Source organism: Arenibacter lacus, from assembly GCF_008711145.1.
GTDB lineage: Bacteria > Bacteroidota > Bacteroidia > Flavobacteriales > Flavobacteriaceae > Arenibacter > Arenibacter amylolyticus.
In genome coordinates this window covers 25,948-48,137 of sequence record NZ_VVIN01000014.1, presented here as the reverse complement: position 1 = coordinate 48,137, position 22,190 = coordinate 25,948, and the positions used below count along the sequence as shown (strand labels likewise).

The following is a 22,190-nucleotide window of genomic DNA, read 5'->3' as shown; positions in this document are numbered from 1 at the left end:
AAATACTCCAATATTTAATTTAAAATGAGGTGGAACCCTTCTTATGTTCTTGTCCATTTTTCATCTAAAAAGGACTAAATTACTTATCTTTAAAGGTAGTTAGACACAGTTCCTGCCCTTTTTTTTCAATTACGGAAGTAAACTTTTATTTTAAAATTACCTCCTATGATTCGGAATGTTTACTTAGATACTCCCTTCCTATAAAAATCTCTTTATGAAAAAAATATTGGTAAAAGAAGGCTTATTCGTTATGGGGTGTGATAAGAATCCAAGCATTGAGGATCATTTTTTTTATCAAGACCTTATCATTGTGGAATGGATAGCATAAGACATAAGATTCAACTTCTTCCCAAGGGCGATGTACACAGCCATTTACATCTAAGTGCTCGCTTAGACTTACTTAAAGCTCAGTATCCGCACTTAGACCTTCCCCTACCCCAATATTACGACGGCTTTATGGGAATGATGGAGTTTATTAACCAACACATTAAACCTTTTTTGAACTCTTCGGAGAAGGCCATTGCCCTTATGGATCTGGGAATAAGGAGTAGTATAGCAGACCGTGTAACCCGCTTGGAAGCTAGTGTGGACTTAAACCTTATTAGGCTTTTTGGAAATTCGATAAAAGAATTCATCGAAGCAGTGGAAGGTTTAAAGCAAAAGTACGTGGGGGTAATCGATTTTAGGCCGGAAATCGGTATTAATAAGGACAGTTCAATTGATCTTATCAATGGATTAGCCAGGTCTTGTTTTGAAAGTGGTGTGTTCTACGGATTAGACATTTACGGAAACGAAAAAGGAAGGGATTTAAGCGGTTTTCGGCAACTATTTCTGAATGCCAAATACAAGAACCTTAAAACCAAGGTCCATATTGGGGAATTTGGGGGACCCGAAACCATAGAAGAGGCTATTATGCATCTAGAGCCCGATGAAATTCAGCACGGCATACATGCAGTAAAATCCGCCAAAACCATTCAAATGATCCTAGAAAGGGGCATAAGGCTTAATATATGTCCTCAAAGCAATATTGCCCTAGGAGCGGTTGCAGACCTACATACCCATCCCATTAGAAAGCTGTACGACGCTGGAATTAATTTAACCATCAATACGGACGATCTGCTACTCTTTAACGCTAGCCTAACAGACCAATATATAAGTCTTATGGAGCAAGGTGTTTTTTCTTTCAACGAAATAGATGGCATACGTTTAAACTCTTTACAATAATTTTCAATTCACCTAGCGCTTCAACCCCCGGACAGCAGTGAAACACAAGATTAAAACTGTAGCGTTTACCCTGATATTCTCATGGAAGTCTTAGCCCTTTTCTCTCCCTGGCTAAACCATTTATTAAAATTAGTTACATGAGTATCCGTAAATTAAATTATTTTCCCTGTAACGCACATTTTTTGCAAACAGAAATATTTAAACAATAAAGCACTTACCTAATGCGGTAGTAACCATTCGCAAATTGGATAAAATTACTTATTTTTATACTAACTAAGTGTTAGTCAGCACTATACACCATTAAAAAGACCATTAACTAAATACCCGATATTATGAAAACTTTTGAAGAATACCTAGCTAGAGCCGGCTTTGTTGGAATTGTAATTATTATCTCAATGAGCCTTTTATTAATTCAGTCCTGCAAAAATGAAACGAAGGAGAAAAAGCAGGAAACCGAGAAAATAGTTAAGGAGAATGTTATAGAAATTATAACAGAGAACATGGATTTTCAAATGCCAGATACTATCACTTCAGGATGGAATACCTTTCGCTATAAAAATCTATCACCGCAAACACATTTTTTCCTGGTAGATAAGTACCCAGAGGGAAAGACCGCAAACGATGCAGAAAATCTAGTATCCCCCGTGTTCGATAGTGCTATGAAATTAATTATGGAAGGAAAGGTTGAAGAAGGGTATGCCGAGTTTGAAAAACTCCCAGAATGGTTTGGCGAAGTAGTATTTGTTGGGGGTTCTGGATTAGTCTCACCCGGCCAAATAGGGGAGACAACTCTTAAATTAGCGCCTGGTAAATACGTTATTGAATGCTATGTAAAAATGAGCAATGGTATTTTCCACACCTCTATGGGAATGACAAAAGATTTAGTAGTTTCCAATACCGATTCGGGTAATAAGCCCTTGACTGCTGATGTAGACATTAGCATTTCCAGTACCGAGGGAATTGTCTTTAACGACTCCGTTAGTGCTGGAAAACACACTTTTTCTGTATTCTATAAAGATCAAATTGCACATGAACATTTTGTTGGTCATGATATTCATCTTGTAAAGTTGGAGGAAGATGCCAATCTGGAGGAATTGGAAGTATGGATGAATTGGTCGGATCCTAAAGGTTTAATAGACCCTTCACCCAAAGGTGTAACCTTCATTGGAGGCGTTAATGATATGCCTGCAGGCAATACCGGCTATTTCACGGCAACTATAGAGCCTGGTAAATATGCCCTCATTTCCGAGGTGCCCAATGCGTCCAGTAAAAATATGCTGAAAACATTTGAGGTGGCTAAGTAACCTAAGCTAAAGGCTACAATCAGCAACTTTTGAGGGATCCTGTGTTCGGCAACATCCGTTCCCTGGTTATCTTGGGAGCATAAGATGCAGCATTTGATGAACTATAGGTTCCCCACCATTTTCATAACCTCTTCCCTATAACTTCTGCCTACCGGAATTTTAATGGATCCCATCCCAATTTGATGGCTCTCAATAATTTCCATGTGCCTTTTAGAAACAATATAAGACTTGTGCACCCTAATAAATTCGGTTGGACTCACAATTTCAAAAACATCCTTCATATTTTGCCTAGAAAGTATTTTCTTGGTTTTGGTATGAAAGGTTAGGTAGTTGCCTTCCTTCTCCAAATATAAAATATCCTGAGTATTGATTTTATGAAGTTGCGGGCCGCTTTTAATATATATCGTCTTATCTCGCTCTATTGCCCTTGATGGGTTGCTCGCTGGAGTCTCAGGCACAAGTAAACTTTTAGCCTTGGCAACCGCCTTTAAAAAGCGCTTAAAACCTATGGGTTTCAATAAATAATCTACCGTGTTATGATCGTAACTCTCCAAGGCGTATTCCGAATACGCTGTAGTGAAAATTACTTTGGGTTTTTGTTCCAAAACATTTAGGAATTCCATTCCCGTTAATTTAGGCATATTGATATCCAAAAACAGCAGGTCTATCTTATTTCGCTGTAAATAATCTAACGCTTTCACCGGGTCCCTAAAACTAGCTTCCACTTGTAGCAGGTCTGTTTCCTCTGCATAGCGCTGCAGCACCTGTATAGCTTTGGGCTCATCATCTATGATTATGGTTTTAATACTACCCATCTGTCTTAATATTCAATGCTACCGTAAACCTATCCGCTGTTTCCGAAATATCTAAGGTATGGTTTTTAGGGTAAATTAAATCTAATCGTCGTTTTACATTCTCCAATCCTATCCCAGAAGCACTCTCTGATCCCCCCTTATTGTTAAACGTTTTATTTACTACCTTAAAGCGAATATTTCCATCACTTGCGTCTACCATCATATTGATAATGGAACTTTCGTCCATACTAAACCCGTGTTTAAAAGCATTTTCCACAAAGGGCAATAAAATCATGGGAGCAACCGCTACTTGATTTAAATTTCCCTTTTTATCAAAATTGATTATAAAATCATTCTCATCATATCGCAACTTCTGAATTTCTATAAAACTCTCAATGTAATCTACCTCTTTTTTTAAAGACACAAAGGACGAATTGCTCTCGTATAACATATACCGCATTAGGTTAGACAATTCGCTTATTCCGGTAGAAAGCTCGTCTATCTTATGTTTTTGGGAGATGGAGAACAAGTTGTTTAGGGTATTGAACAGGAAATGTGGATTAATCTGCGCCTTCAAAAAATTTAATTCCGTCTTTAGCTTTTCCTGGGTAATCTGGTTCCGTAGTTTTTCATTTTTAAACCATTCCAAAGTAAATGCATAGGCAAAGGATATCACCGTATAAAAAACGAAAAGCGCCATATGTAAACCGAAGGATGGGAAAAGGAATACCTCCTTTCGTGGGTCGTCGTAATAGTTCACGTATTTATTTAAGATTATACTTAAGCCCATTGCCAAGAAAATAGTAACACCTAATTTAAGCAGGTACGATCTAGTCTTTTTATCTTGAAAATAGGTTTTTAAAAACGCAAATATATTGGTATAAAAAACCAAGGCACACAAGCCCACCGTAATAGCAGTAGCCAGGGTAAATCTGTGGTCAAAGGTTATTAAAACCTTTTCTTCCAAACCATTAATTTCCTCTTCAATAATCTCTACAGTAGACACCCCAAAAACCCTAGTAATGAAGTAATAACTAAGGGTCCAAAAGAGCATGTGTAAAATTATGATCAAGGTTTTTCTAAGCATGTGTCATGGGTTTCTCCATAAAATTAGCATTTATAGTGAATATGACTAGGGCTGTTTTACAAACAACCATAATAAAGTGATCAACAACCTAGATTGGAAATTTACGACTAAATAACAGAGAGGGGTTCTTTGGTCCCACTTACCTACCCTACATAACAAACATTTTCACAATTTAAGATCTGTTCTTAATCTTGTTTTAAGCAAGACACTCCCTACCTATTAAAGCCCATTTGCGGATCCTCTTGCCAGCCACCTAATAATCTTTAAATACAACTATCATGAAACACTCTATTCTTCTTATCCTATGCATTATGGTTAGCTTCCTAGTTCATGGACAGCAAAATTTAGGAACCCGGATGGACGAGTACCTGCAGCGAACGGAATCTTTAGGTTTCTCCGGAGCAGTACTCCTATCCAAAGATGGTGAAACCCTATTAAATAAAGGCTATGGCTATGCAGATAGGGAAAACAAGAAAAAAAACACGGCCAATGCTATTTTTTCAACAGGATCCGTTACCAAACAATTTACGGCAGCGGCTATTATGAAGTTGGAAATGATGGGAAAATTAAAAACCACCGATAAAATTACTGTTTATTTAGAGGAGGTACCCCAAGATAAGACCAATATTAGCATTCACCACCTACTCACCCATACCTCCGGATTACCAGGAGCCATTGGTGACGATTTTGAGGAAATCTCCAAAGAAGCCTATCTAAAACAAGCCCTAAACTCGGATTTAAAATTTAATCCCGGAGAGAATTTTAACTATTCCAACGTTGGCTACTCTTTACTGGCAATAATTATAGAAAAGTTGAGCGGAGTAGATTATGAGGAATTCCTCAATACTCACCTATTTACTCCAGCTGGAATGGATCACACAGGCTATCGACTTCCCAAATGGGATACCACAAATTTTGTTCACATTTATAATGGTACTAAGAACAATGGTTCCACCAAACAATTTACAAATCCAACATGGCACCTTAAAGGCAACGGGGGCATCTTGTCTACCACCAGCGATATGCTTAAATGGGTAAAGGCCTTAGAAACGGAAAAAATACTTTCTTCTGAGGCCAAGAATAAAATGTGGACACCTTACAAGAACGATTATGGTTATGGCTGGGATGTGTTGGATGATGGCGCATTAAGACAGCACGATGGCGGTAGTACATTGGGTCTAAGTGCAGAATTACGATGGTTTGTAAAAGACAACATCATTACCATGCTATTTACCAACGCCACCATCAACGGAAAATTAGCCTTTTATGTGGTGCGGGGCGATTTAGAAGCATTGGCAATGGGAGAGCAAGTTCCGCTTCCTCCAAAGTTTAATAAGGTAGAAGTCAATACCGAAACGTTGATAGGAACCTACCAATTACCATCTGGTCAGCAATTTAAAATTGAAGACAACACTGGAACCTTAGCATTAATGGTAGACAATCAGGAAATGTTGGATTTAATTTCGGATCCCGATAATTACAGTCCTAATAGTCCAGCCATGCAGTTAAACGAAAAGTTCCATAAAGCCTTTAACAAAGCCTTCAAAGAGAATGATTATAGTGGGTTCTCCTTTACCAATGCGAAGGATCTATTGGAAAGGGAAATTAAGAATGAAATTAAAATGGAAGGCCTGCAAAATCCCAAATACAAAGTGTTGAAATCATTTTTGTCCCAAAACAATAAAAATGCCTACATCACCCAAGTCGCTTTGAGTGACGATACTAATTTTAACGATGAATGCCTACTATTAAGTATCGTAACCGAAAACGGCAACTTTAAAGGGCTAGCGGTGAATTTTGATGTAATTGGACCCATGGAGCTATCCCTATACCCCATTGGGGAGAATAAATTACAGGCTTACAACCTAGACCTTAAAATGGGTGCCATTCTATCCCTACTACCCCAAAATGACCGCCACCTCTTACGGGTAAACAATATGGATATCCCTAATGTTAAGAAGGTAAAGTAGGCTCGGTAACTATTGTAAAATATTAGGGATGTAACTACTCCTTTAGCTGCCCTATCACGCTAACTAACCCTATAACCCTAATCCATAGCAGAATTCTATAATAAAAACTAATAGCATGAAAATAAAGTCTAACCTCCTTCAACTGATTCTAATAGTGCTATTGCCCCTCATATCTCAATCCCAAGAGCATACAATCACAGGGAAGGTGGTAGATGGCAACAATTCTCCCCTAGAATTTGTGAACGCCATGCTCTATAAGGCAGACAGTTCTTTTATAAAAGGCACTGTGACCGATGCCAATGGGGTTTTTAGCTTAAATAATCCCCAAGCTACAGTCGCCTATCTAAAACTGCAATCCTTGGGATTTAAAGAGGTACTAACACCTATTACCTCAGCAACATCCAACATTCAATTAGGTACCATCACTCTAGAAAATGATGAGGTGGTATTGGATGAGGTGGTGCTTACCGCAGAAAAACCCCTTATAGAACGCCGGTCCGATAGATTAATCGTTAATGTGAGTAACAGCATTCTAGCAACAGGCAGCAACGGATTGGAACTTTTGGAAAGATCCCCAGGTCTTTTTATTGAAGACGGCGGCATATCGCTACGAGGACGAACAGGAGTAAATATCCAGATAAACGGGCGGCAACAACGATTGTCTGCCTCAGAATTAAACACTTATTTACAGTCCATTCCCTCCTCCCAAATAGAGAAAATAGAAATCATCCACAATCCATCTGCTGCTTTCGATGCCGAAGGTTCTGCCGGACTGGTAAATATTGTCTTAAAAAGGGATGGTAACTTAGGGACTAATGGGAGTGTAAACGCCTCCTATGGACAAGGAATTTATGATAGGAATTCTGAGGGGCTGTCCTTAAATCACCGGAGTAGAAAAACCTCCTTCTATTTAGGTCTCAACCACAACCTAAATCAAGGGTACAACCAATTATTCACCATCAGGAGGTTCTCTGAAAATGGAGCGGTTAAAGAAACCTTCGATCAAAATTCAAAATCCAAAACCCCCACCCATGCTTACCTCGCAAATATAGGGATGGATTATAGCATTGGGGAGCGTTCCACACTTGGGGCCGACCTTACTACCAACTGGTCCAGAGCAAACCAAGATGCCAATGGGAATTCTATAATCTTGGATGATACCAATACACAAACTGGCTCTTTCCTTACTGAAACAACCTCTAGAACTAACCGATTTAATTTTTCCATCAACACAAACTTCAGGACCGATTTTAGGGAGGATAAGGGAAGTTTTATCCTCAATATGGATTATGCTTCGTACGGTACGGATGCCGACCAACATTTTATCACAGATCTCACTGAAAGTGGTAATCGGTCTACGGATATATTAACCGGGGAAATTGAGGGGGATTTGAATTTATTTGTTCTAAAAGCAGACCTTAATGTAACTGAAAACCAATGGGGAGACCTTGGGTTGGGACTAAAATCGAGTTTCGTAACCAACGATAGTGATTTAGATTATTTTGATGTTAAAAATGGCAGTAGCGCCCCTAATAATCTCTACAGCAACCATTTTAAATACAGCGAGAATATTAATGCAGCTTATGTAAATTGGAAACTATCAAAGGAAAAATGGACCTACCAAATAGGGCTACGTACAGAACATACCCATATAGAGGGAACACAGTTAGACGGCCCTCTTAAATTTAAGCGGGATTATGTACAACTATTTCCCAGCTTCTTTTTGGAATACAAACCTTCGGAAAAAAACACCTTTGGGTTTAATGCCAATAGGAGAATAAATAGACCCAATTACAATCAGCTTAGTCCATTTAGGGCCTTTGTAGATATCACTACTTCCAGAGTAGGGAATCCTGAATTGATGCCAGAAATTGCCAACAACGTAGAGGTTATATATAATTACGACAATTGGTTAGATCTAAGTTTGGCTTATAGTAATACCTCGGATAGAATACTACCCGTACTTATCCAGGATGATGCCAACCAATCTACCGCTGTGCAATTAGTAAATATTGATGATTACAACTACCTAGGTCTAAATGCCAGTGTTTCCTTAAAACCGCTTAAATCACTCACAAGCAGGTGGGATTTGGAGTTTTTCTATAACGAGTTCCTAGGAGTTGTAAATGGCTTTAATCTCAGCGAAAAAGGGTCAGCTTTTAGAATTAGGTCTTATAATACCTATAGGTTTGGCAAGGGATGGTCCACAGAACTCAGCGGATTTTACCAGCCCCTTTATAACTTTGGAATCAGCAGCTTTGAATCGCGCTGGAAGGTAGATTTCGGCATCCAAAAATCTATCTTCAAGGAGAATGGAAAAATAAAATTTGCCATCACCGATATATTTTGGAAGTACTATCCCAGAGGGTATACAGATTTTGGGAATATCAACGAAGATTTTAGAAGCCTTCGCGATACACGCGTAGCTACCCTATCCCTCACTTATAATTTTGGCAATAAGAAAGTAAAGGTCAATAAAAATGAAGGAGGGGCCAAAGAAGAAAAAGAAAGAACCTAACTGCAATACCGGTTACGTATAGCAGTGTACTTAGTTTTCTCGCTCCTCCTGCAATCACCAACTTAATCATTGGTGTATTACAAGCATGAATGAGCGTTTATACAGCATTATTTAATAGATATTTCATCCATGAATATCCAGGCATCCCCTTCTCTCACGTGCCATTCCGGTAAGGTCTCCCTATTTTTGGCGGAAATTTTAATATGGGAAACGGCTTGTTTCTCAAAACTGGCCTCAATTCGTTTAATTATGGGTTCCCTTTTCTCCTCAGTTTCCAAACTTTGGTCCAAAACGGTAGTAAAAGTTTCCCCATCCCCTGATACGGAGATAGTAACCTGGGTGGGGAGCATTACGGAGGTAGCTCCTATGTCTTGGTAGTAGTTAAGCCCTACAAAAGATAACTCCTTAGCATTGCCCAATTCTACCACCACTTCAAAATCCTCTTTTGGAATCCCCTGCCAGTTGGGATCGTCCCCCCGAGCAGTAGCAAACTTATTATTGATTAGGGCCCTATCCCCACCACCACTATAAGTTTCGTTATAGGCATTGGTGTAGCGTACGGAGGCCTGCTCCAACAATCCGGTAGAAAACATCTTTATCAATGGGAATCCGATGGGTTCTCCTTTTCTAAAGGTTTGTGCCCTTAGATCAATGGAAGAGGTATAAGTTATGGGCTCAGTATAACGCTCAGCGTCCCTAGTAGGCTCGGAACCGTCCAAGGTGTATCTTATATCATATTGATCTAGTTCGTTAAACAGCTGCAGTGTAAACACCTTATTTTCCTTGTCATAATTCACCTCGTAGTTAGGGGTCATAGCACTACCTGCAAAATTATAACCCAATTCCTGAAACCGATCCAACTGATGATCTAACTTCTTTATAAAATACTCCTTATCCTTATTTTCAGATCTAGTCCAGAGTGCCTCCGAAAGTGCACTTAGCCTAGGGAGCATCATATATTGTGCGTGACTCAAAGTTTCTATCTGTTCTGTCCAAAGATTGGCTTGTCCCCCCAATATATGGTGTCTTTTATCCGCTAGGATATCCGTAGGAATGGGATTGAAATCGTACACCTTCAACAAATTATTATAACCGCCCCAGGAAGGAGGTTCAAATTCACTTTTCCCCTGGCCATGGTCAAAGTACAATGGGTCTCCGGGTGACATTACCACGTCGTGTCCGGTATTGGCAGCCTCTATTCCACCAGCAACGCCTCTCCAAGACATTACGGTGGCCCTTTCGGGCAAGCCACCTTCCAAAATTTCGTCCCATCCAATAAGTTTTCGGTTTTTGGAATGAATAAATTTCTCCATTCTCTTTACAAAGTAACTCTGCAATTCCTCGCCGTTTTGTAGATTTTCCTCTTGCATTCTCAATGTACATTTATCACAATTCAACCAGGACTCCTTCCCTACCTCATCCCCTCCAATATGCAGGTATTCGTAAGGGAAGAGTGCTACCACCTCACTGATGATATTTTGTAAAAATTGGAAGCTGCCATCATTCCCTGCACAGTACACCCCGGTAATGTTCTTACTGTCACAAGAAAATTCCGGATAACACTGTAGCGCAGCCTCGGAATGTCCCGGCATTTCAATTTCAGGAATTACATCTATATACCGGTCCTTAGCATAGGCAACAATTTCTCGGATATCATCTTTGGTATAGTATCCTCCATATACCGTTCCGGAAGCATCTTTTTCGGTTACTTCAAAGTCTTCCCAAGGCTTTTTATTTTTCTTTACTTTTCGCCATGCCCCTTTATTGGTAAGTTCTGGGTAGGCATCGATCTGGATACGCCATCCAATACCATCTACCAAATGCCAATGAAATTTATTCATCTTGTGCATGGCCAAAATATCTATAACCTTCTTAACGGAATCCTTGGGCATAAAATGACGGGATACATCCAACATCATTCCCCGCCAACCAAAGGCGGGGGCATCATTAATAGTTATATAATTTAAAAGAGGCTCCTTTATGGAAGCCCTTGGAGATAATAATTGTTTTAAAGACGCTACCCCATAAAATATCCCTTGGTAAGTCGCACCTTGTATCAACACCCCCGTTTTATCTACGGTGAGACTATAGGAACCTACGGGATTATCTTCCTCAGAGCGCACCAAACTAATGGCGTTGGATTGACCGGTGTTGGTTACTTTTAAATTCAAATTAAAATTGCTCTCCAGAAAAGAGTTTATTTCTTCTGCGAGCTTTTTCGCCTCTTGGGTAGCATCTATTACAATGACGGTATTTTCACTGATTTTAAATGCCCCATCGTGGTAAGCAATCTGGTTGGGTTGCGGAATGATGCCTGTGATGACCGGTGCTTTCTTATTGCAGGAGGCAACTAGTATGTAGAGTATAGGAAGAATAAATTGGTAAGCTTTCATTGGTGGTCCCGTTTTGTTATTTGGTAAAAATAATCAAATCCAACAGCGCACCAATTTTTTGATTTTCCATGACATATAGGGTTCATCAAACAGTGTGATCCTCAATCATTTATTTATTAGCTAATTTTAGACATAGTATGCTCCTTTATTTATTTGATTACACCAAGGCTTAAAATCGGATCCATTTCGCTTTAAGACAGTTGATAAACCCTCAGTTATAACCGCTACTATGGAAGCACACCATCAACCTTGCTTTTCAAGTAAAAAAGTGCTATTATTAGCTTAGGTTAAAGGGTAATTACCCCAGGGAAAATCCACGAAGCATGGGACTAAAACTATCGATGTTATTTCCACGATGGCCCGAACAGAATAAGAGGAGACTGAAACTACGCGTAGAGAGTAAAAAACCTTAGTACCTGAACCCTTGGCACCTACCCCTACATCCGAGCGGTGCAAACCGTTTTCCCATGGAATTTTAAAAATAGTTAATCGTAAAAAATGTACCTATATGAATGACAATAGAAAAGCCTATAGCACCCTTCCAAAAATTAAAAAATTACAATGGCATGCCCAGCATTGGGAATCCGATCTTCGGTATATGGAAGACGAAGTCAGTTTTGTTGAACAGCTATTAAAGGCCGATATTTATAAACCCAACACCCCTAATCTTTTTGAAAAACTTCAGAAATATGCAGCTAGGCTGGGGGAATTTGAGGCCCGAAAAACAAGGCTTCGACAACTAATATCGGAACACCAAACCCTTCTTGAAAACATTTCGAAGTCCGACCAAGAAACAATAGAATCTTCCGTTGGTCACAAACACGATGATTTGGAAATGGAGGTTTTGCATTGCACGGACAACTTTAAGGAATTAAAGGCCGAAATCTTCAACTTTCTAAGCAGCACTATTAAAAAATCCTAAGTCACACTTGGGGATTCCCATTGAAAAATTGGGAATCCCCAACTTTGAACTATAACCACATAGATAGAAAAACTATTATAGTTCCATGGTTATTGCCCTAAAATCAACCCATACATTTTTGTTTTTTTCCTTAGTTTTATCCCTTGGCCAAAAAATTTATGTCAAGGAGCCAGAGAACTTATAGCCTTTAAAACCCTATTAGATCTTCTTTGCTTCCATAAAACCGTTTCTAATAATTAATCCAACTAGTTTAAAATGCAAAAGAGAAATCAAATTACCTCAGGGCAGGCCCGCCTAAACGGAAACGGGCAGGCCCATGAGGCATCGGAAGGAAAATGCCGATTACAAATCCACCCAAGGGTCGGAGCAACTTGCCTGACGGCAGTCAGGTTCAAATCTCACTTAGTGAGTAAAGTGTTTACATGGAGTTTACTCCTTCTTATCCCTACGCTTTTAATGGGCCAAGCGTCAAATTTTGGTGTTATCCCACAACCAAATCACCTAGAAAGCAAATCTGGCACCTACACTTTTGGGGAGGTCGTCCAGATTTCAGGAAATAATGAACGACTTGATGCCTTAGTACAATATGCGTCTAACATCTTCACCGAGGAAAACAATTGGCGTACCGAAAAGGGCCAAAACCATAGGAAGTCAGACCTAAGACTAGAACTAAACCAAAAGGAAGATCAGGCCGAGGGCGCCTACCGATTGGAGGTCAACAAAAAGGGAATCCTTATCTCCGCTGCCAATGAACAAGGTATATTCTATGGTCTGCAGACCCTACGGCAGTTAGTATCCCAACAGCAAGGAATAAATTTGGCATATGTTAGTATCACAGACGCTCCCCGATTTGGTTGGAGGGCTTATATGTTAGATGAAGGACGCTATTTCCAAGGGATGGACCAGGTTAAGAAATTACTAGACGAAATGGCCCGACTAAAAATGAACGTCTTCCATTGGCATTTGGTAGACGATCAAGGCTGGAGGATAGAAATAAAGAAATGTCCTTTATTGACCGAAGTTGGATCTAAAAGAAAAAGCACTCAAGTAGGTCCTAGAAAATGGGACAGTCCCATACAATCCGGGGAGCCCCATGAAGGTTATTATACACAGGAAGAAATTAAGGAGATTATAGCCTATGCAGAGGAGCGATATATAACGATAGTACCGGAGATAGAAATGCCAGGTCATTCATCTGCCGCAATAGCCGCCTACCCTTGGTTAGGTTCGTCTGGAAAACAGATAGAAGTCCCTATCAACTTCGGGGTAAGTGAAGATATCTTTAATGTAGCCGACCCAAAAGTCTACGATTTCCTTACCGATGTATTGGATGAGGTGATGGCCTTATTCCCTTCCAAAGTTATCCATATTGGGGGTGATGAAGCAAAGTACGACCATTGGGAGAATTCTGAGGAGATTAGAGCGTATATGAAAAAGCACAACTTACCGACCTTTGCAGATTTACAAGTGGATTTCACCAATAGAATATCTAATTATATTGAAAGTAAAGGAAGAAAAATGATGGGATGGAACGAAATTCTAGGGAAAAACGTTCATGAGTACCAAGCGGAAAAAGATGGCGAAGCAGAAACCGAACTATCCAAAAATGCAGTAATCCATTTCTGGAGAGGAGATATTAAATTGATGACGGAAGCTGCCGAAGCTGGGTATACCATTGTGAACTCTTTACACACGGAAACCTATTTGGATTATTCTTATAGCAGTATTCCCTTAAAGCGGGCCTATGATTTTAACCCCGTACCGAAGGATCTAGACTCCAAGTACCACAACAGAATTATTGGGACGGGTACCCAGATGTGGGGAGAATGGATTCCTACTAGTGGTTATATGGATTTTATGACCTTTCCCCGTATAGCGGCCTATGCAGAAGTAGGTTGGACACAGCCCCAGCAAAAGGATTTTGATCGATTTATTAAAGTACTTCCCAAGCTAATGGAAATATGGAAAGACAAAGAGATTTATTATGCTCCCTTAGAGGAAGCCATGCCTAAATAGAGGGTATGCGCAACTAGGATTGGTACAGGATTAGGGAGGTAAGGATGTTACAAGACTTATCTCCCTTTCTTACCTTAAGATGTCTCCCTTTTAACGAATTACCCGCCCGTCTTCCATTAGAATAATTCTATCCGTACGTTTGGCAAAATCCTTATCATGGGTTACTACCAGGAGCGCCAAGCCTTCTTCTTCCTTTAGGCGTTTAAAAATATGGAAAACATTTTCCGAATTATGACTATCCAAATTTCCGGTAGGCTCATCGCCCATAAGTATAGTGGGGTTATTAATTAAAGCTCTGGCAATGGCTACCCGCTGTTTTTCACCCCCAGAGATCCTAGACGCTTTCTGTTTGGCCAATTGATCTATATGAAGCATTTTGAGCTTTTCCATTGCGTCGTGCTCTATTTCTGCTGTGGATTTCTCTGCTAGTTTTTTTGCGGGAAGCATCACATTTTCCAACACGCTGAATTCCGATAATAGATAATGGAACTGAAACACAAAGCCAATATGTTTATTTCGTATGCGCGAAAGATTAGTTTTGGGTTGTCCGGTCACCAATTTCCCATCTAAATAAAGTTCTCCGGTATAGTCCGTGTCCATGGTAGAGAGGATATAGAGCAAGGTTGATTTACCACATCCAGACTTCCCCATAATCGCAGCAAACTCTCCCTGTTCTACCCCAAAGGAGATATCTTTCAGCACATGAAATTCCTTGGGCTTATGAAAATACTTATCAATATTTTTAGTCTCTAGTACAAGCGTCATTGTTTCTACCTTTAAGTGCCACGGATAATACGTACGGGATCAATTCGTTTCGCCTTGCTTGCTGGCAGCCATCCTGCGATAAATGTAGAAAGTAAGGCAAAGGATATCCCTATAACATAATAGGCTATATTGTAATTAATGGGATAGGTAGTTATTGTGGGTAAGGCCTCGGTTTCAAAAGGCACCCTATCTATCAGCCTGGAAAAGACATAGCCAATAATTAATCCGAGAGTACCCCCAGAAACACCTATAATCATCGCTTGGCTCATAAATATCAATTGTACGTCCGTACCGGAGAATCCCGTGGCTTTTAAAATGGCGATATCCTTCATTTTCTCATAAATAAGCATGTTTAGAATATTGTAAATCCCAAATCCTGCTACAATCAGAAGGGTAATAGAAACCGCATAGGTAATAAGATTTCTGATGTTGGATCCGGTCTCAAATTGGGCATTGGCCTGATTGATATCCGTAGCGGTAACTTTAAATTGACTTACCAGGTTCTCTGCCATGGTAGGTGCCTTTTCTATATCGAAAAGTTTTATCTTGATATCCGTTATATAATTTTGTGCTTCTCCCAATATACGTTGTACCGTCTTTAGGTTGGCATAGCTCTGTACATTGTCTATATCGGCAATCCCGCTTTGATAGATCCCTACTATTTTTAAGGGAAAAACATCGCCCCTTACCGTGCTTACCTGTACTCTATCCCCCACGGCAAGGGACATTTTAGAAGCAAGGCCAGCTCCCAGCAATATCCCATTGTCTGTATTCTTAAGCGCTTCCGGACTCCCTCCAACAATATAATCACCCATATTGGAGAGTCGGGCTTCTTCCATAACATCCACGCCTATCAAGTTTCCTCCCAGTTCTATGGATCCAGAGAGATAAAAGATCTGAGCACGCAATTGAGGAGTGGCACCTTTTACCTCCTTGTTATTTTTCAAATAATGTAAAATGGGAAGTGCATTGTGAATTTTTTGCTGCCCCTGCTTAGGCTTTATGGAATGCACCATATTTACCGAATTCTTAAACGGTTCGTATAGCGCTACTGGCTGTTCTACACTCGGTTTAATTTCGTTGTAAAGATGTATATGGGGCGTCTGGTTTAAAATAAGGCTGTCTAACATTTGATTCAGTCCGGTCATAAAACTAACCAAAGTGATATAGGCCGCAATCCCGAAAGTTACCCCTAGGGCAGCAGTGACCGTAGATTTCCTTTTGGTAATCAAATGGGTCTTGGCTATGTTCAATATCACTTTCCAATTAATCATTGTTTGGGCTTTAACAACTCGGTTTCTTCATTAATTCCGGCCAATATTTCTACGCGTTCCAGATTTTGCAATCCCAGAGTAACCTCCAACACCCCATCTGGAGTATGTACTTTATTCCCATCGGTAAGATAGGTCTTGGGGATGGTTAAGGCATTTTCCTTCTCCGCAATAATTATGTTCCCCTCCCCTGCCAATCCAGGGTACAAGGTTTTGGGCGGATCATTAAAAGTGGCCTCGACCGTAAAGGTTTGCGATCGTTCGTCCTTTCTTGGATATATTTTCGTTACCGTTGCCGTGAATACCTGTGAGGGATAGGCATCCAAGCTTATTAAGGCTTTTTGACCTAGAGTCAGCTTAACAATATCCATCTCATCTACCCGCATTTCAATTACAAAGACGGAAGCACTACCTACCACTGCTAGGGGCTCCAAAATGCTTACCACTTCTCCAGGTTCCTTAAAAAGTGCGTACACCTTTCCGTTAATCTTACTACTAACGGTAAAGTCCTTGCTATTTATCCTTGCTGCCTCATAGTTGTTGCTAGCCTGCTGCAATTGGGTTTTTAGCTCGTTTTTGGTGCGGGCGTACCTACTTTTTAAAATGTTGCGGTTGTTTAGGGAAAGTTCATAGGCCAATTGGCGGTTATCTAGTTCCGTTTTGGACCCTATCTGTTGATCCCACAACCGTTTTTGACGAAAAAAATTGATGGAATCATTTCTAAAATTCAGGCTTGCCGCCTGTATTTGTTCTTCCAAATCCTTTAACAAGGCTGCACTACCACTATAATTCTCCTCTGCTAATTGCAGGGCAAGCTTTGCATTTTCGGTATTGAGTTTTGGGGTTTTATTAATTATCTGCATCAGGGGGGTACCCGGTTGTACTAAGTCGCCCTCCTCTACCAAGTTTTGATCCAATATACCACCCACTGCCGCATATACCCTATACAAACTATCTGGTTGTATAGTGGCAGAAGCATAAACAGATTCTGTCAACGACGATATTTTCGGAAAAACCCGCTCTTGTGGCCCTTCGCATGAGGTTAAGAACAAAACGGTTACCAAGAGTATCAAATAACGCATAATAGAATAATTATCTTCATTCAAAATAACATTAATTTGAGCTTTAAGAACATGAGCAAAGTCATTAGTCCAACTAATTTGAAAGCTTATTGCTCATTCCTCTTAATGGCCAAGATCAACCGATCTTAAATGTTGAAATATTGTTTTCTGAATAAATAGCCTTCTAACGAGTTGTGAACACCATCACTATTATTTGCCCGGGCTTGAGTAGTATGTCTACTAAAAAGGCTACTCATAAAGTAGCTTATAAGACCACTACTTTATAAATAACCTCTTCACATTGAATAAGGTTTAAGCTTCTGGTGTACTACCAAGCCCCACTGTTGTTAATCATCCGATACAAGCAAACAGACTAAAATCTTTAGGTGACAGCATATCGTTACAACAGCCCCATTATCCATTTAGGATCAACAATTAATCAAAATTGCCATTTAAATTAAGCGATCATCATGCCTCCATCTACCACTAGGGTGCATCCCGTTATATAGCTACTCTGATCTGAGACTAGGAAAAGGGCCATTTCAGCAATTTCTTTCGATTCTGCATACCTATCTAAGGGAACTGTAGACTGGAATCCCTTTTGTACATCAAGCGGACTATTTGGTGAAATGGATTTTTCTATACGTCGCATCATTATTTGTTTACGGGACCTGGATGAATGGTATTCACCCTTATTTATAAATAGTTATGACGCCCGTCATATCCCCACCCTACTTCCTTTAAATCCTTACAAATACAGTTTATCCCTGACCAAAATCATAGCAATTGGAAGTAAGGTGGACTATTTTTATGCAAAAGCACTAAATGAAAGACCAATGAACACCATCTTAATACCTACAGATTTTTCCAAAAACTCAAAAAACGCACTCTTGTATGCGCTAGACCTATTTAGGCATACCCCTTGTCATTTTATTATCAGCTATATTAATTTGGATGGCACGGACTATAAGGAAAGGCCCATCTATAATTTTGGAACCAATATTTTGGTAGAAAGAGCTCCTAAGGGTATTCAGGAGAAATTAGAGGACCTTAAGAAGCTTGTTTACTCCACCTCCTCAAAAGGCACTCAGCATTTGTGTAGCCTTATTTGTGAGGAAGGGTTCTTTGTTAAGGCCATTCAAAAACTTATTCATGATAAGAACGTAGATCTTATAATTATGGGTACTAAAGGAGCAACGGCCCTTAAGGAGTTTTTTACGGGCTCGCATGCTGGCGATGTCATTACCAAGGTAGGATGTGATGTTTTGGTGGTACCCCATAAAGCCCGATACAAAGGTTTTAAGCAGCTGGTCTTTCCTGTGGATTTTGAGTTGCCCATAAATGACACCCTCCTAAAAAAGATGGATAACCTGGTTGGTTTACAACCCACCCAAATTCACTTACTATACGTCACTAAATCAGATATTCCTCTTTTTAAGGAAGTGGAGGCCCTGCAACGCCAATGGGTTAAACGCATCTCTGAAACTCTAAATAAACCGGTTAAATTTCATAGAGTTATATCAAAAAAAGTGGAGGATGGCATTCAGTCCTATACCGATGAAATTTCGGCAGACCTCATCGTCATGATCTCCAAGGAATATGGGCCCTTTCATAAACTATTTATGGACACTACCGTAGAGGAGGTAAGCTTTAATACCAAAATCCCTCTTCTGTCCATACAAGTCTAACGGTACGGGATGTTTTACAATCCATAACAAGTAAAAAGTACCAATGGTAGGTAGTGTTTATAATCCGGACTAAGCTGATTGTTATCATGGTGTGCTGCTAACTTTTCGGTTAGTTTTAATAATTAATAAAAAACACAAGGCTATGGTACGTATTCTATTACCCACGGACTTTTCAGATAATTCATTTCAAGCAATTCAATATGCCCTTAAGCTTTATAAGGAAGCGGAGTGTACATTTTTTCTATTACACACCTATACCCCAGCAGTGTACCAAACCGAATACTTGTTGGGAAGTCCAGGACAAATAGGCCTGGGTGATGTATTACAGGAAAGTAGCATGTCGCAACTGGAAGAATTAAAGAGGAAACTGGATAACAAGAATCCCAAGCACCACTTTATTGTCCATTCGGCATTTAATACCCTAGTGGGTGAAATATCGGTTATGATAGATGCCGAAAATATAGACCTTATTGTAATGGGTACCCAAGGAGCCACAGGGTTGCAAGAAATTCTGTTAGGCACTAATACCGTACACGTAATAAAACAGGCTAAGTGTCCCGTAATTGCAGTCCCACCCAACTTTGAATACGAGGCACCCAAAGAAATCCTGTTTCCCACCGATTATGAAATTTCCTATGATATGGAACGAATGGAACCCCTGCTTGCCCTTGTCCAAAAGTATAACTCCAGAATAAACGTATTACATGTACGGGCTAGCTATGAGCTAAATCCCCTACAGGAAAAAAATAAGGCACAACTAGAGGGGTTATTGAAAGATACTGCCCTTTTTCATGAAGTTCCCGACAGTGAAATTATCACGGCAATTAACCAATTTCAGGATAAAAATCGCACCAACCTCCTTGTTATGATGCAGAACAAGCACAGTTTTATAGAGCGAATGTTCTTGGAGCCGGTAATCAAAAAAATAGGATTCCATATTACTATTCCCTTTATGGTGTTCCCTCCTCTTTAATAGTGACCCATGAAGAATATCTTAATAGCTACCGATTTTTCCAACGATGCATACGCAGCCTTGTTCTATGCCACGCAGCTGTTGTCTTCCCAAGGCTGTACGTTTTATATTCTCCATGTCTATAACCAGTACCCCCCATTAAAAGGAGGACTTCTGCCCCTTATAGGGAGTAAAAAAACTTTGGATTCCAACCAAAGGGAGTCGGAAGAAAAATTGGCCCAAACTCTCTATAAAATAGGGTTGGATGACCAGAACCCCCAGCATCAATTTAAGTCTTTGTCCAAGCGAGGGGTTCTACCCAAAATTAGTAAACAGCTCATTAAAGCGTACAACATAGATCTAATGGTGATGGGGAGCAAAGGGGAAACGGCGGCCAAAGAGTTGTTTTTTGGGGGCCATACCATAAAAATGGCCAATGCTTTAAAAAAGTGTCCTTTATTGGCCATTCCTAGGGAAGCGGATTTTAAACCTCCAAAGGAAATTGCTTTCGTAACCGATTTTAAAAAAGGCTGTTCCCAAAAAACAATCGCCCCATTACTATGGATAACGGCACTTTTAAAAGCATCCCTACGAATATTGCACATCCCACAGGACAATATACTCAACAAGGTGCAGGAAGCCAATAGAAAATTACTTCAAAGCTACCTCAGAGAAATTGATTATAATTTTCATTGGATACCCCAATTTGAAGATAAGGCCCTAGTCATCAATTATTTTATTGAGCGTAGACCTATAGATATTTTGACCATGGTACACCACAAGCACCGATTTCTGGAGCTGATGGTACGCGAACCTATTGTGCAGGATATAAGTATGTATGCAAAGATCCCCTTGCTAATCCTTCCACTTGCCGACTGACGGTTGTCATATTTTTACTCCCCCCTGTACGCTATATTTACGCTATTAACTCCAAAAGAAGTGGAACCTATGGACAAAAGAATTTTAATACCTACGGATTTCTCCAAAAATGCCCTAAACGCGGTTAGATATGCCTTGGATCTTTATGAAAAACTAAACTGTACCTTCTATTTTTTAAATGTTTTTAGGCTAGATAGTTACACTACCAGTAATTTATTGGTACCAGAACCAGGAAGCGGAGAGTACGAAGAGGCAAGGGCGAAATCGGAGGAAAAATTTCAAAAACTGTTAGAGATAATTGCCTTGCATCGAGATAATCCTAAACATACCTACCATACCATAGCTTCCTATAATTTTCTATCGGAGGCTATAAAGCAGACCATAGACCAAAAGGATATCGATTTGGTGGTGATGGGCACCCAAGGTGCTTCGGGCATCAAAGGGGTCATATTTGGAAGCAATACGGTAAATACCATGGAGGTAATTACGGAGTGCCCCGTATTGGCCATCCCCGAAAATGTAAGTTTTAAGCCGCCCAAGGAAATAGTTTTTCCATCCGACTTTAAAACCAGCTATAAGAGAAAGGAATTGAATTATCTCATAGAAATTGCCCAAATACACCAAGCGCATATTCGGGTTATCTACATTAGCAAGAAGGAAGAACTAACAGACTTGCAGATAAACAACAAAGACTTATTACAGGAGATTCTGGAGACTGTAGATCACAGTTTTCATACACTACCCGAGAAAGATGTGGCCCACGGGATTACATCCTTCGCGAATAGGAGAAATAGCGATATGATCGCTTTTATAAATCGGAAACATTTTTTCTTTGGCAGCATATTTTCTAGGCCCTTGGTAAAGGAAATAGGATATAGCGCTACGGTTCCGATTTTGGCTTTACACTAAAAAATTGATACTATGAAAAATTATGGAATTTGGTTGGACAAGGAAAAAGCTCACATTGTGAGGCTTTCGGGAAAGGAAGAAGGATTTGAAACGGTTATGTCGGAGTTGGAGTTTTATAGACCACATGGCGGATCTGGCACAAAATCGGCCAAGTGGGGGCCACAGGATGTTATACAGGACAGTAAATTTCTAGAGCGCGAAAAGCATCAATTAAAAGCGTATTTCAGCAACCTGGCCCATGCCATAGCGGATGCCGATGCGATTGCTCTTTTCGGCCCTGCCGATACGAATGAAAAGTTTAAGAAGGAATTGACAGAGAATTACAAGGCGTTGGCCAGTAAACTAAAGGGAGTAATTAAGTCGGATAGTATGACCGAAAATCAGGTAAAAGCCTTGGTACGGGATTATTTTAAAAACGGAAAATAGTCGATAAAAAA

18 protein-coding genes are annotated in these 22,190 nt (G+C 39.9%); 11 read left to right on the top strand and 7 right to left on the bottom strand.

The window, feature by feature from the left end; all coding sequences use genetic code 11:
* Nucleotides 1-315 precede the first annotated feature (315 nt).
* A complete protein-coding gene (locus F1E73_RS06565) occupies nt 316-1,224 on the top strand; it encodes an amidohydrolase family protein (protein ID WP_150451473.1) in 909 nt (302 codons plus the stop codon).
* Nucleotides 1,225-1,556: 332 nt separating this feature from the next.
* A complete protein-coding gene (locus F1E73_RS06560) occupies nt 1,557-2,528 on the top strand; it encodes a hypothetical protein (protein WP_086478129.1) in 972 nt (323 codons plus the stop codon).
* Between the two features lie 101 nt (nt 2,529-2,629).
* Here the strand turns inward: F1E73_RS06560 and F1E73_RS06555 are convergent, their stop codons facing one another.
* Nucleotides 2,630-3,343, bottom strand: a complete 714-nt coding sequence (locus F1E73_RS06555; protein ID WP_150451472.1) for a LytR/AlgR family response regulator transcription factor — start codon at nt 3,341-3,343, stop codon at nt 2,630-2,632.
* Nucleotides 3,336-4,409, bottom strand: a complete 1,074-nt coding sequence (locus tag F1E73_RS06550; protein WP_150451471.1) for a sensor histidine kinase — start codon at nt 4,407-4,409, stop codon at nt 3,336-3,338. The genes F1E73_RS06555 and F1E73_RS06550 overlap by 8 nt, the downstream gene beginning before the upstream one ends.
* A 278-nt stretch (nt 4,410-4,687) precedes the next feature.
* Here F1E73_RS06550 and F1E73_RS06545 point away from each other — a divergent pair, with 278 nt between their 5' ends.
* Together F1E73_RS06545 and F1E73_RS06540 are read left to right on the top strand one after the other, a co-directional pair.
* Nucleotides 4,688-6,379: a serine hydrolase domain-containing protein gene (locus tag F1E73_RS06545; RefSeq protein WP_150451470.1), complete on the top strand. Its 1,692-nt coding sequence runs from the start codon at nt 4,688-4,690 to the stop codon at nt 6,377-6,379.
* A gap of 115 nt (nt 6,380-6,494) precedes the next feature.
* Nucleotides 6,495-8,897, top strand: coding sequence for an outer membrane beta-barrel family protein (locus F1E73_RS06540; protein WP_150451469.1), 2,403 nt, complete (start codon nt 6,495-6,497; stop codon nt 8,895-8,897).
* Nucleotides 8,898-9,004: 107 nt separating this feature from the next.
* Here F1E73_RS06540 and F1E73_RS06535 read toward each other — a convergent pair whose 3' ends face one another.
* Nucleotides 9,005-11,290 carry a glycoside hydrolase family 20 protein gene (locus F1E73_RS06535; RefSeq protein ID WP_150451468.1) on the bottom strand — a complete coding sequence of 762 codons (2,286 nt, stop codon included), beginning with the start codon at nt 11,288-11,290 and terminating at the stop codon, nt 9,005-9,007.
* A 508-nt stretch (nt 11,291-11,798) separates the two neighbouring features.
* Here F1E73_RS06535 and F1E73_RS06530 point away from each other — a divergent pair.
* Both F1E73_RS06530 and F1E73_RS06525 read left to right on the top strand, forming a co-directional pair.
* Entirely contained in the window at nt 11,799-12,212 is a 414-nt protein-coding gene (locus tag F1E73_RS06530; RefSeq protein ID WP_086478123.1) for a magnesium transporter CorA family protein, read from the top strand.
* Nucleotides 12,213-12,467: 255 nt separating this feature from the next.
* Entirely contained in the window at nt 12,468-14,228 is a 1,761-nt protein-coding gene (locus tag F1E73_RS06525; RefSeq protein WP_150451467.1) for a beta-N-acetylhexosaminidase, read from the top strand.
* A 90-nt stretch (nt 14,229-14,318) separates the two neighbouring features.
* On the opposite strand, the gene F1E73_RS06520 is transcribed toward F1E73_RS06525, so the two are convergent.
* The 4 genes from F1E73_RS06520 to F1E73_RS06505 all read right to left on the bottom strand — a co-directional run bounded on the left by F1E73_RS06520 (nt 14,319) and on the right by F1E73_RS06505 (nt 17,980).
* The gene (locus F1E73_RS06520) at nt 14,319-14,993 is read right to left on the bottom strand and encodes an ABC transporter ATP-binding protein (protein ID WP_086478121.1); all 675 of its coding nucleotides are present in this window, start codon (nt 14,991-14,993) and stop codon (nt 14,319-14,321) included.
* A gap of 11 nt (nt 14,994-15,004) precedes the next feature.
* On the bottom strand, nt 15,005-16,267 hold the full coding sequence (locus F1E73_RS06515) for an ABC transporter permease (RefSeq protein ID WP_086478120.1): 1,263 nt from the start codon (nt 16,265-16,267) through the stop codon (nt 15,005-15,007).
* Nucleotides 16,264-17,346: an efflux RND transporter periplasmic adaptor subunit gene (locus F1E73_RS06510; protein ID WP_150451466.1), complete on the bottom strand. Its 1,083-nt coding sequence runs from the start codon at nt 17,344-17,346 to the stop codon at nt 16,264-16,266. The genes F1E73_RS06515 and F1E73_RS06510 overlap by 4 nt, the downstream gene beginning before the upstream one ends.
* A gap of 436 nt (nt 17,347-17,782) precedes the next feature.
* Nucleotides 17,783-17,980, bottom strand: a complete 198-nt coding sequence (locus tag F1E73_RS06505) for an SDR family oxidoreductase (RefSeq protein ID WP_150451465.1) — start codon at nt 17,978-17,980, stop codon at nt 17,783-17,785.
* A 181-nt stretch (nt 17,981-18,161) separates the two neighbouring features.
* Between F1E73_RS06505 and F1E73_RS06500 the strand changes: the two genes are divergently transcribed.
* The 5 genes from F1E73_RS06500 to F1E73_RS06480 all read left to right on the top strand — a co-directional run bounded on the left by F1E73_RS06500 (nt 18,162) and on the right by F1E73_RS06480 (nt 22,179).
* Nucleotides 18,162-19,013, top strand: a complete 852-nt coding sequence (locus F1E73_RS06500; RefSeq protein ID WP_086478118.1) for a universal stress protein — start codon at nt 18,162-18,164, stop codon at nt 19,011-19,013.
* A gap of 142 nt (nt 19,014-19,155) precedes the next feature.
* A complete protein-coding gene (locus tag F1E73_RS06495; protein ID WP_150451464.1) occupies nt 19,156-19,986 on the top strand; it encodes a universal stress protein in 831 nt (276 codons plus the stop codon).
* Nucleotides 19,987-19,995: 9 nt separating this feature from the next.
* Nucleotides 19,996-20,844: a universal stress protein gene (locus F1E73_RS06490; protein WP_150451463.1), complete on the top strand. Its 849-nt coding sequence runs from the start codon at nt 19,996-19,998 to the stop codon at nt 20,842-20,844.
* A 69-nt stretch (nt 20,845-20,913) separates the two neighbouring features.
* A complete protein-coding gene (locus tag F1E73_RS06485; protein ID WP_150451462.1) occupies nt 20,914-21,753 on the top strand; it encodes a universal stress protein in 840 nt (279 codons plus the stop codon).
* A 12-nt stretch (nt 21,754-21,765) separates the two neighbouring features.
* Entirely contained in the window at nt 21,766-22,179 is a 414-nt protein-coding gene (locus tag F1E73_RS06480; protein WP_150451461.1) for a hypothetical protein, read from the top strand.
* Nucleotides 22,180-22,190: the final 11 nt, after the last annotated feature.

Coding starts and splice junctions, on each gene's coding strand:
- F1E73_RS06545 (WP_150451470.1), top strand. CDS start 4,688: ATGAAACACTCTATTCTTCTTATCCTATGCATTATGGTTAGCTTCCTA.
- F1E73_RS06540 (WP_150451469.1), top strand. CDS start 6,495: ATGAAAATAAAGTCTAACCTCCTTCAACTGATTCTAATAGTGCTATTG.
- F1E73_RS06505 (WP_150451465.1), bottom strand. CDS start 17,980: ATGATGCGACGTATAGAAAAATCCATTTCACCAAATAGTCCGCTTGAT.
- F1E73_RS06480 (WP_150451461.1), top strand. CDS start 21,766: ATGAAAAATTATGGAATTTGGTTGGACAAGGAAAAAGCTCACATTGTG.
- F1E73_RS06485 (WP_150451462.1), top strand. CDS start 20,914: ATGGACAAAAGAATTTTAATACCTACGGATTTCTCCAAAAATGCCCTA.
- F1E73_RS06565 (WP_150451473.1), top strand. CDS start 316: ATGGATAGCATAAGACATAAGATTCAACTTCTTCCCAAGGGCGATGTA.
- F1E73_RS06530 (WP_086478123.1), top strand. CDS start 11,799: ATGAATGACAATAGAAAAGCCTATAGCACCCTTCCAAAAATTAAAAAA.
- F1E73_RS06490 (WP_150451463.1), top strand. CDS start 19,996: ATGAAGAATATCTTAATAGCTACCGATTTTTCCAACGATGCATACGCA.
- F1E73_RS06535 (WP_150451468.1), bottom strand. CDS start 11,290: ATGAAAGCTTACCAATTTATTCTTCCTATACTCTACATACTAGTTGCC.
- F1E73_RS06515 (WP_086478120.1), bottom strand. CDS start 16,267: ATGATTAATTGGAAAGTGATATTGAACATAGCCAAGACCCATTTGATT.
- F1E73_RS06500 (WP_086478118.1), top strand. CDS start 18,162: ATGAACACCATCTTAATACCTACAGATTTTTCCAAAAACTCAAAAAAC.
- F1E73_RS06495 (WP_150451464.1), top strand. CDS start 19,156: ATGGTACGTATTCTATTACCCACGGACTTTTCAGATAATTCATTTCAA.
- F1E73_RS06510 (WP_150451466.1), bottom strand. CDS start 17,346: ATGCGTTATTTGATACTCTTGGTAACCGTTTTGTTCTTAACCTCATGC.
- F1E73_RS06555 (WP_150451472.1), bottom strand. CDS start 3,343: ATGGGTAGTATTAAAACCATAATCATAGATGATGAGCCCAAAGCTATA.
- F1E73_RS06525 (WP_150451467.1), top strand. CDS start 12,468: ATGCAAAAGAGAAATCAAATTACCTCAGGGCAGGCCCGCCTAAACGGA.
- F1E73_RS06520 (WP_086478121.1), bottom strand. CDS start 14,993: ATGACGCTTGTACTAGAGACTAAAAATATTGATAAGTATTTTCATAAG.
- F1E73_RS06560 (WP_086478129.1), top strand. CDS start 1,557: ATGAAAACTTTTGAAGAATACCTAGCTAGAGCCGGCTTTGTTGGAATT.
- F1E73_RS06550 (WP_150451471.1), bottom strand. CDS start 4,409: ATGCTTAGAAAAACCTTGATCATAATTTTACACATGCTCTTTTGGACC.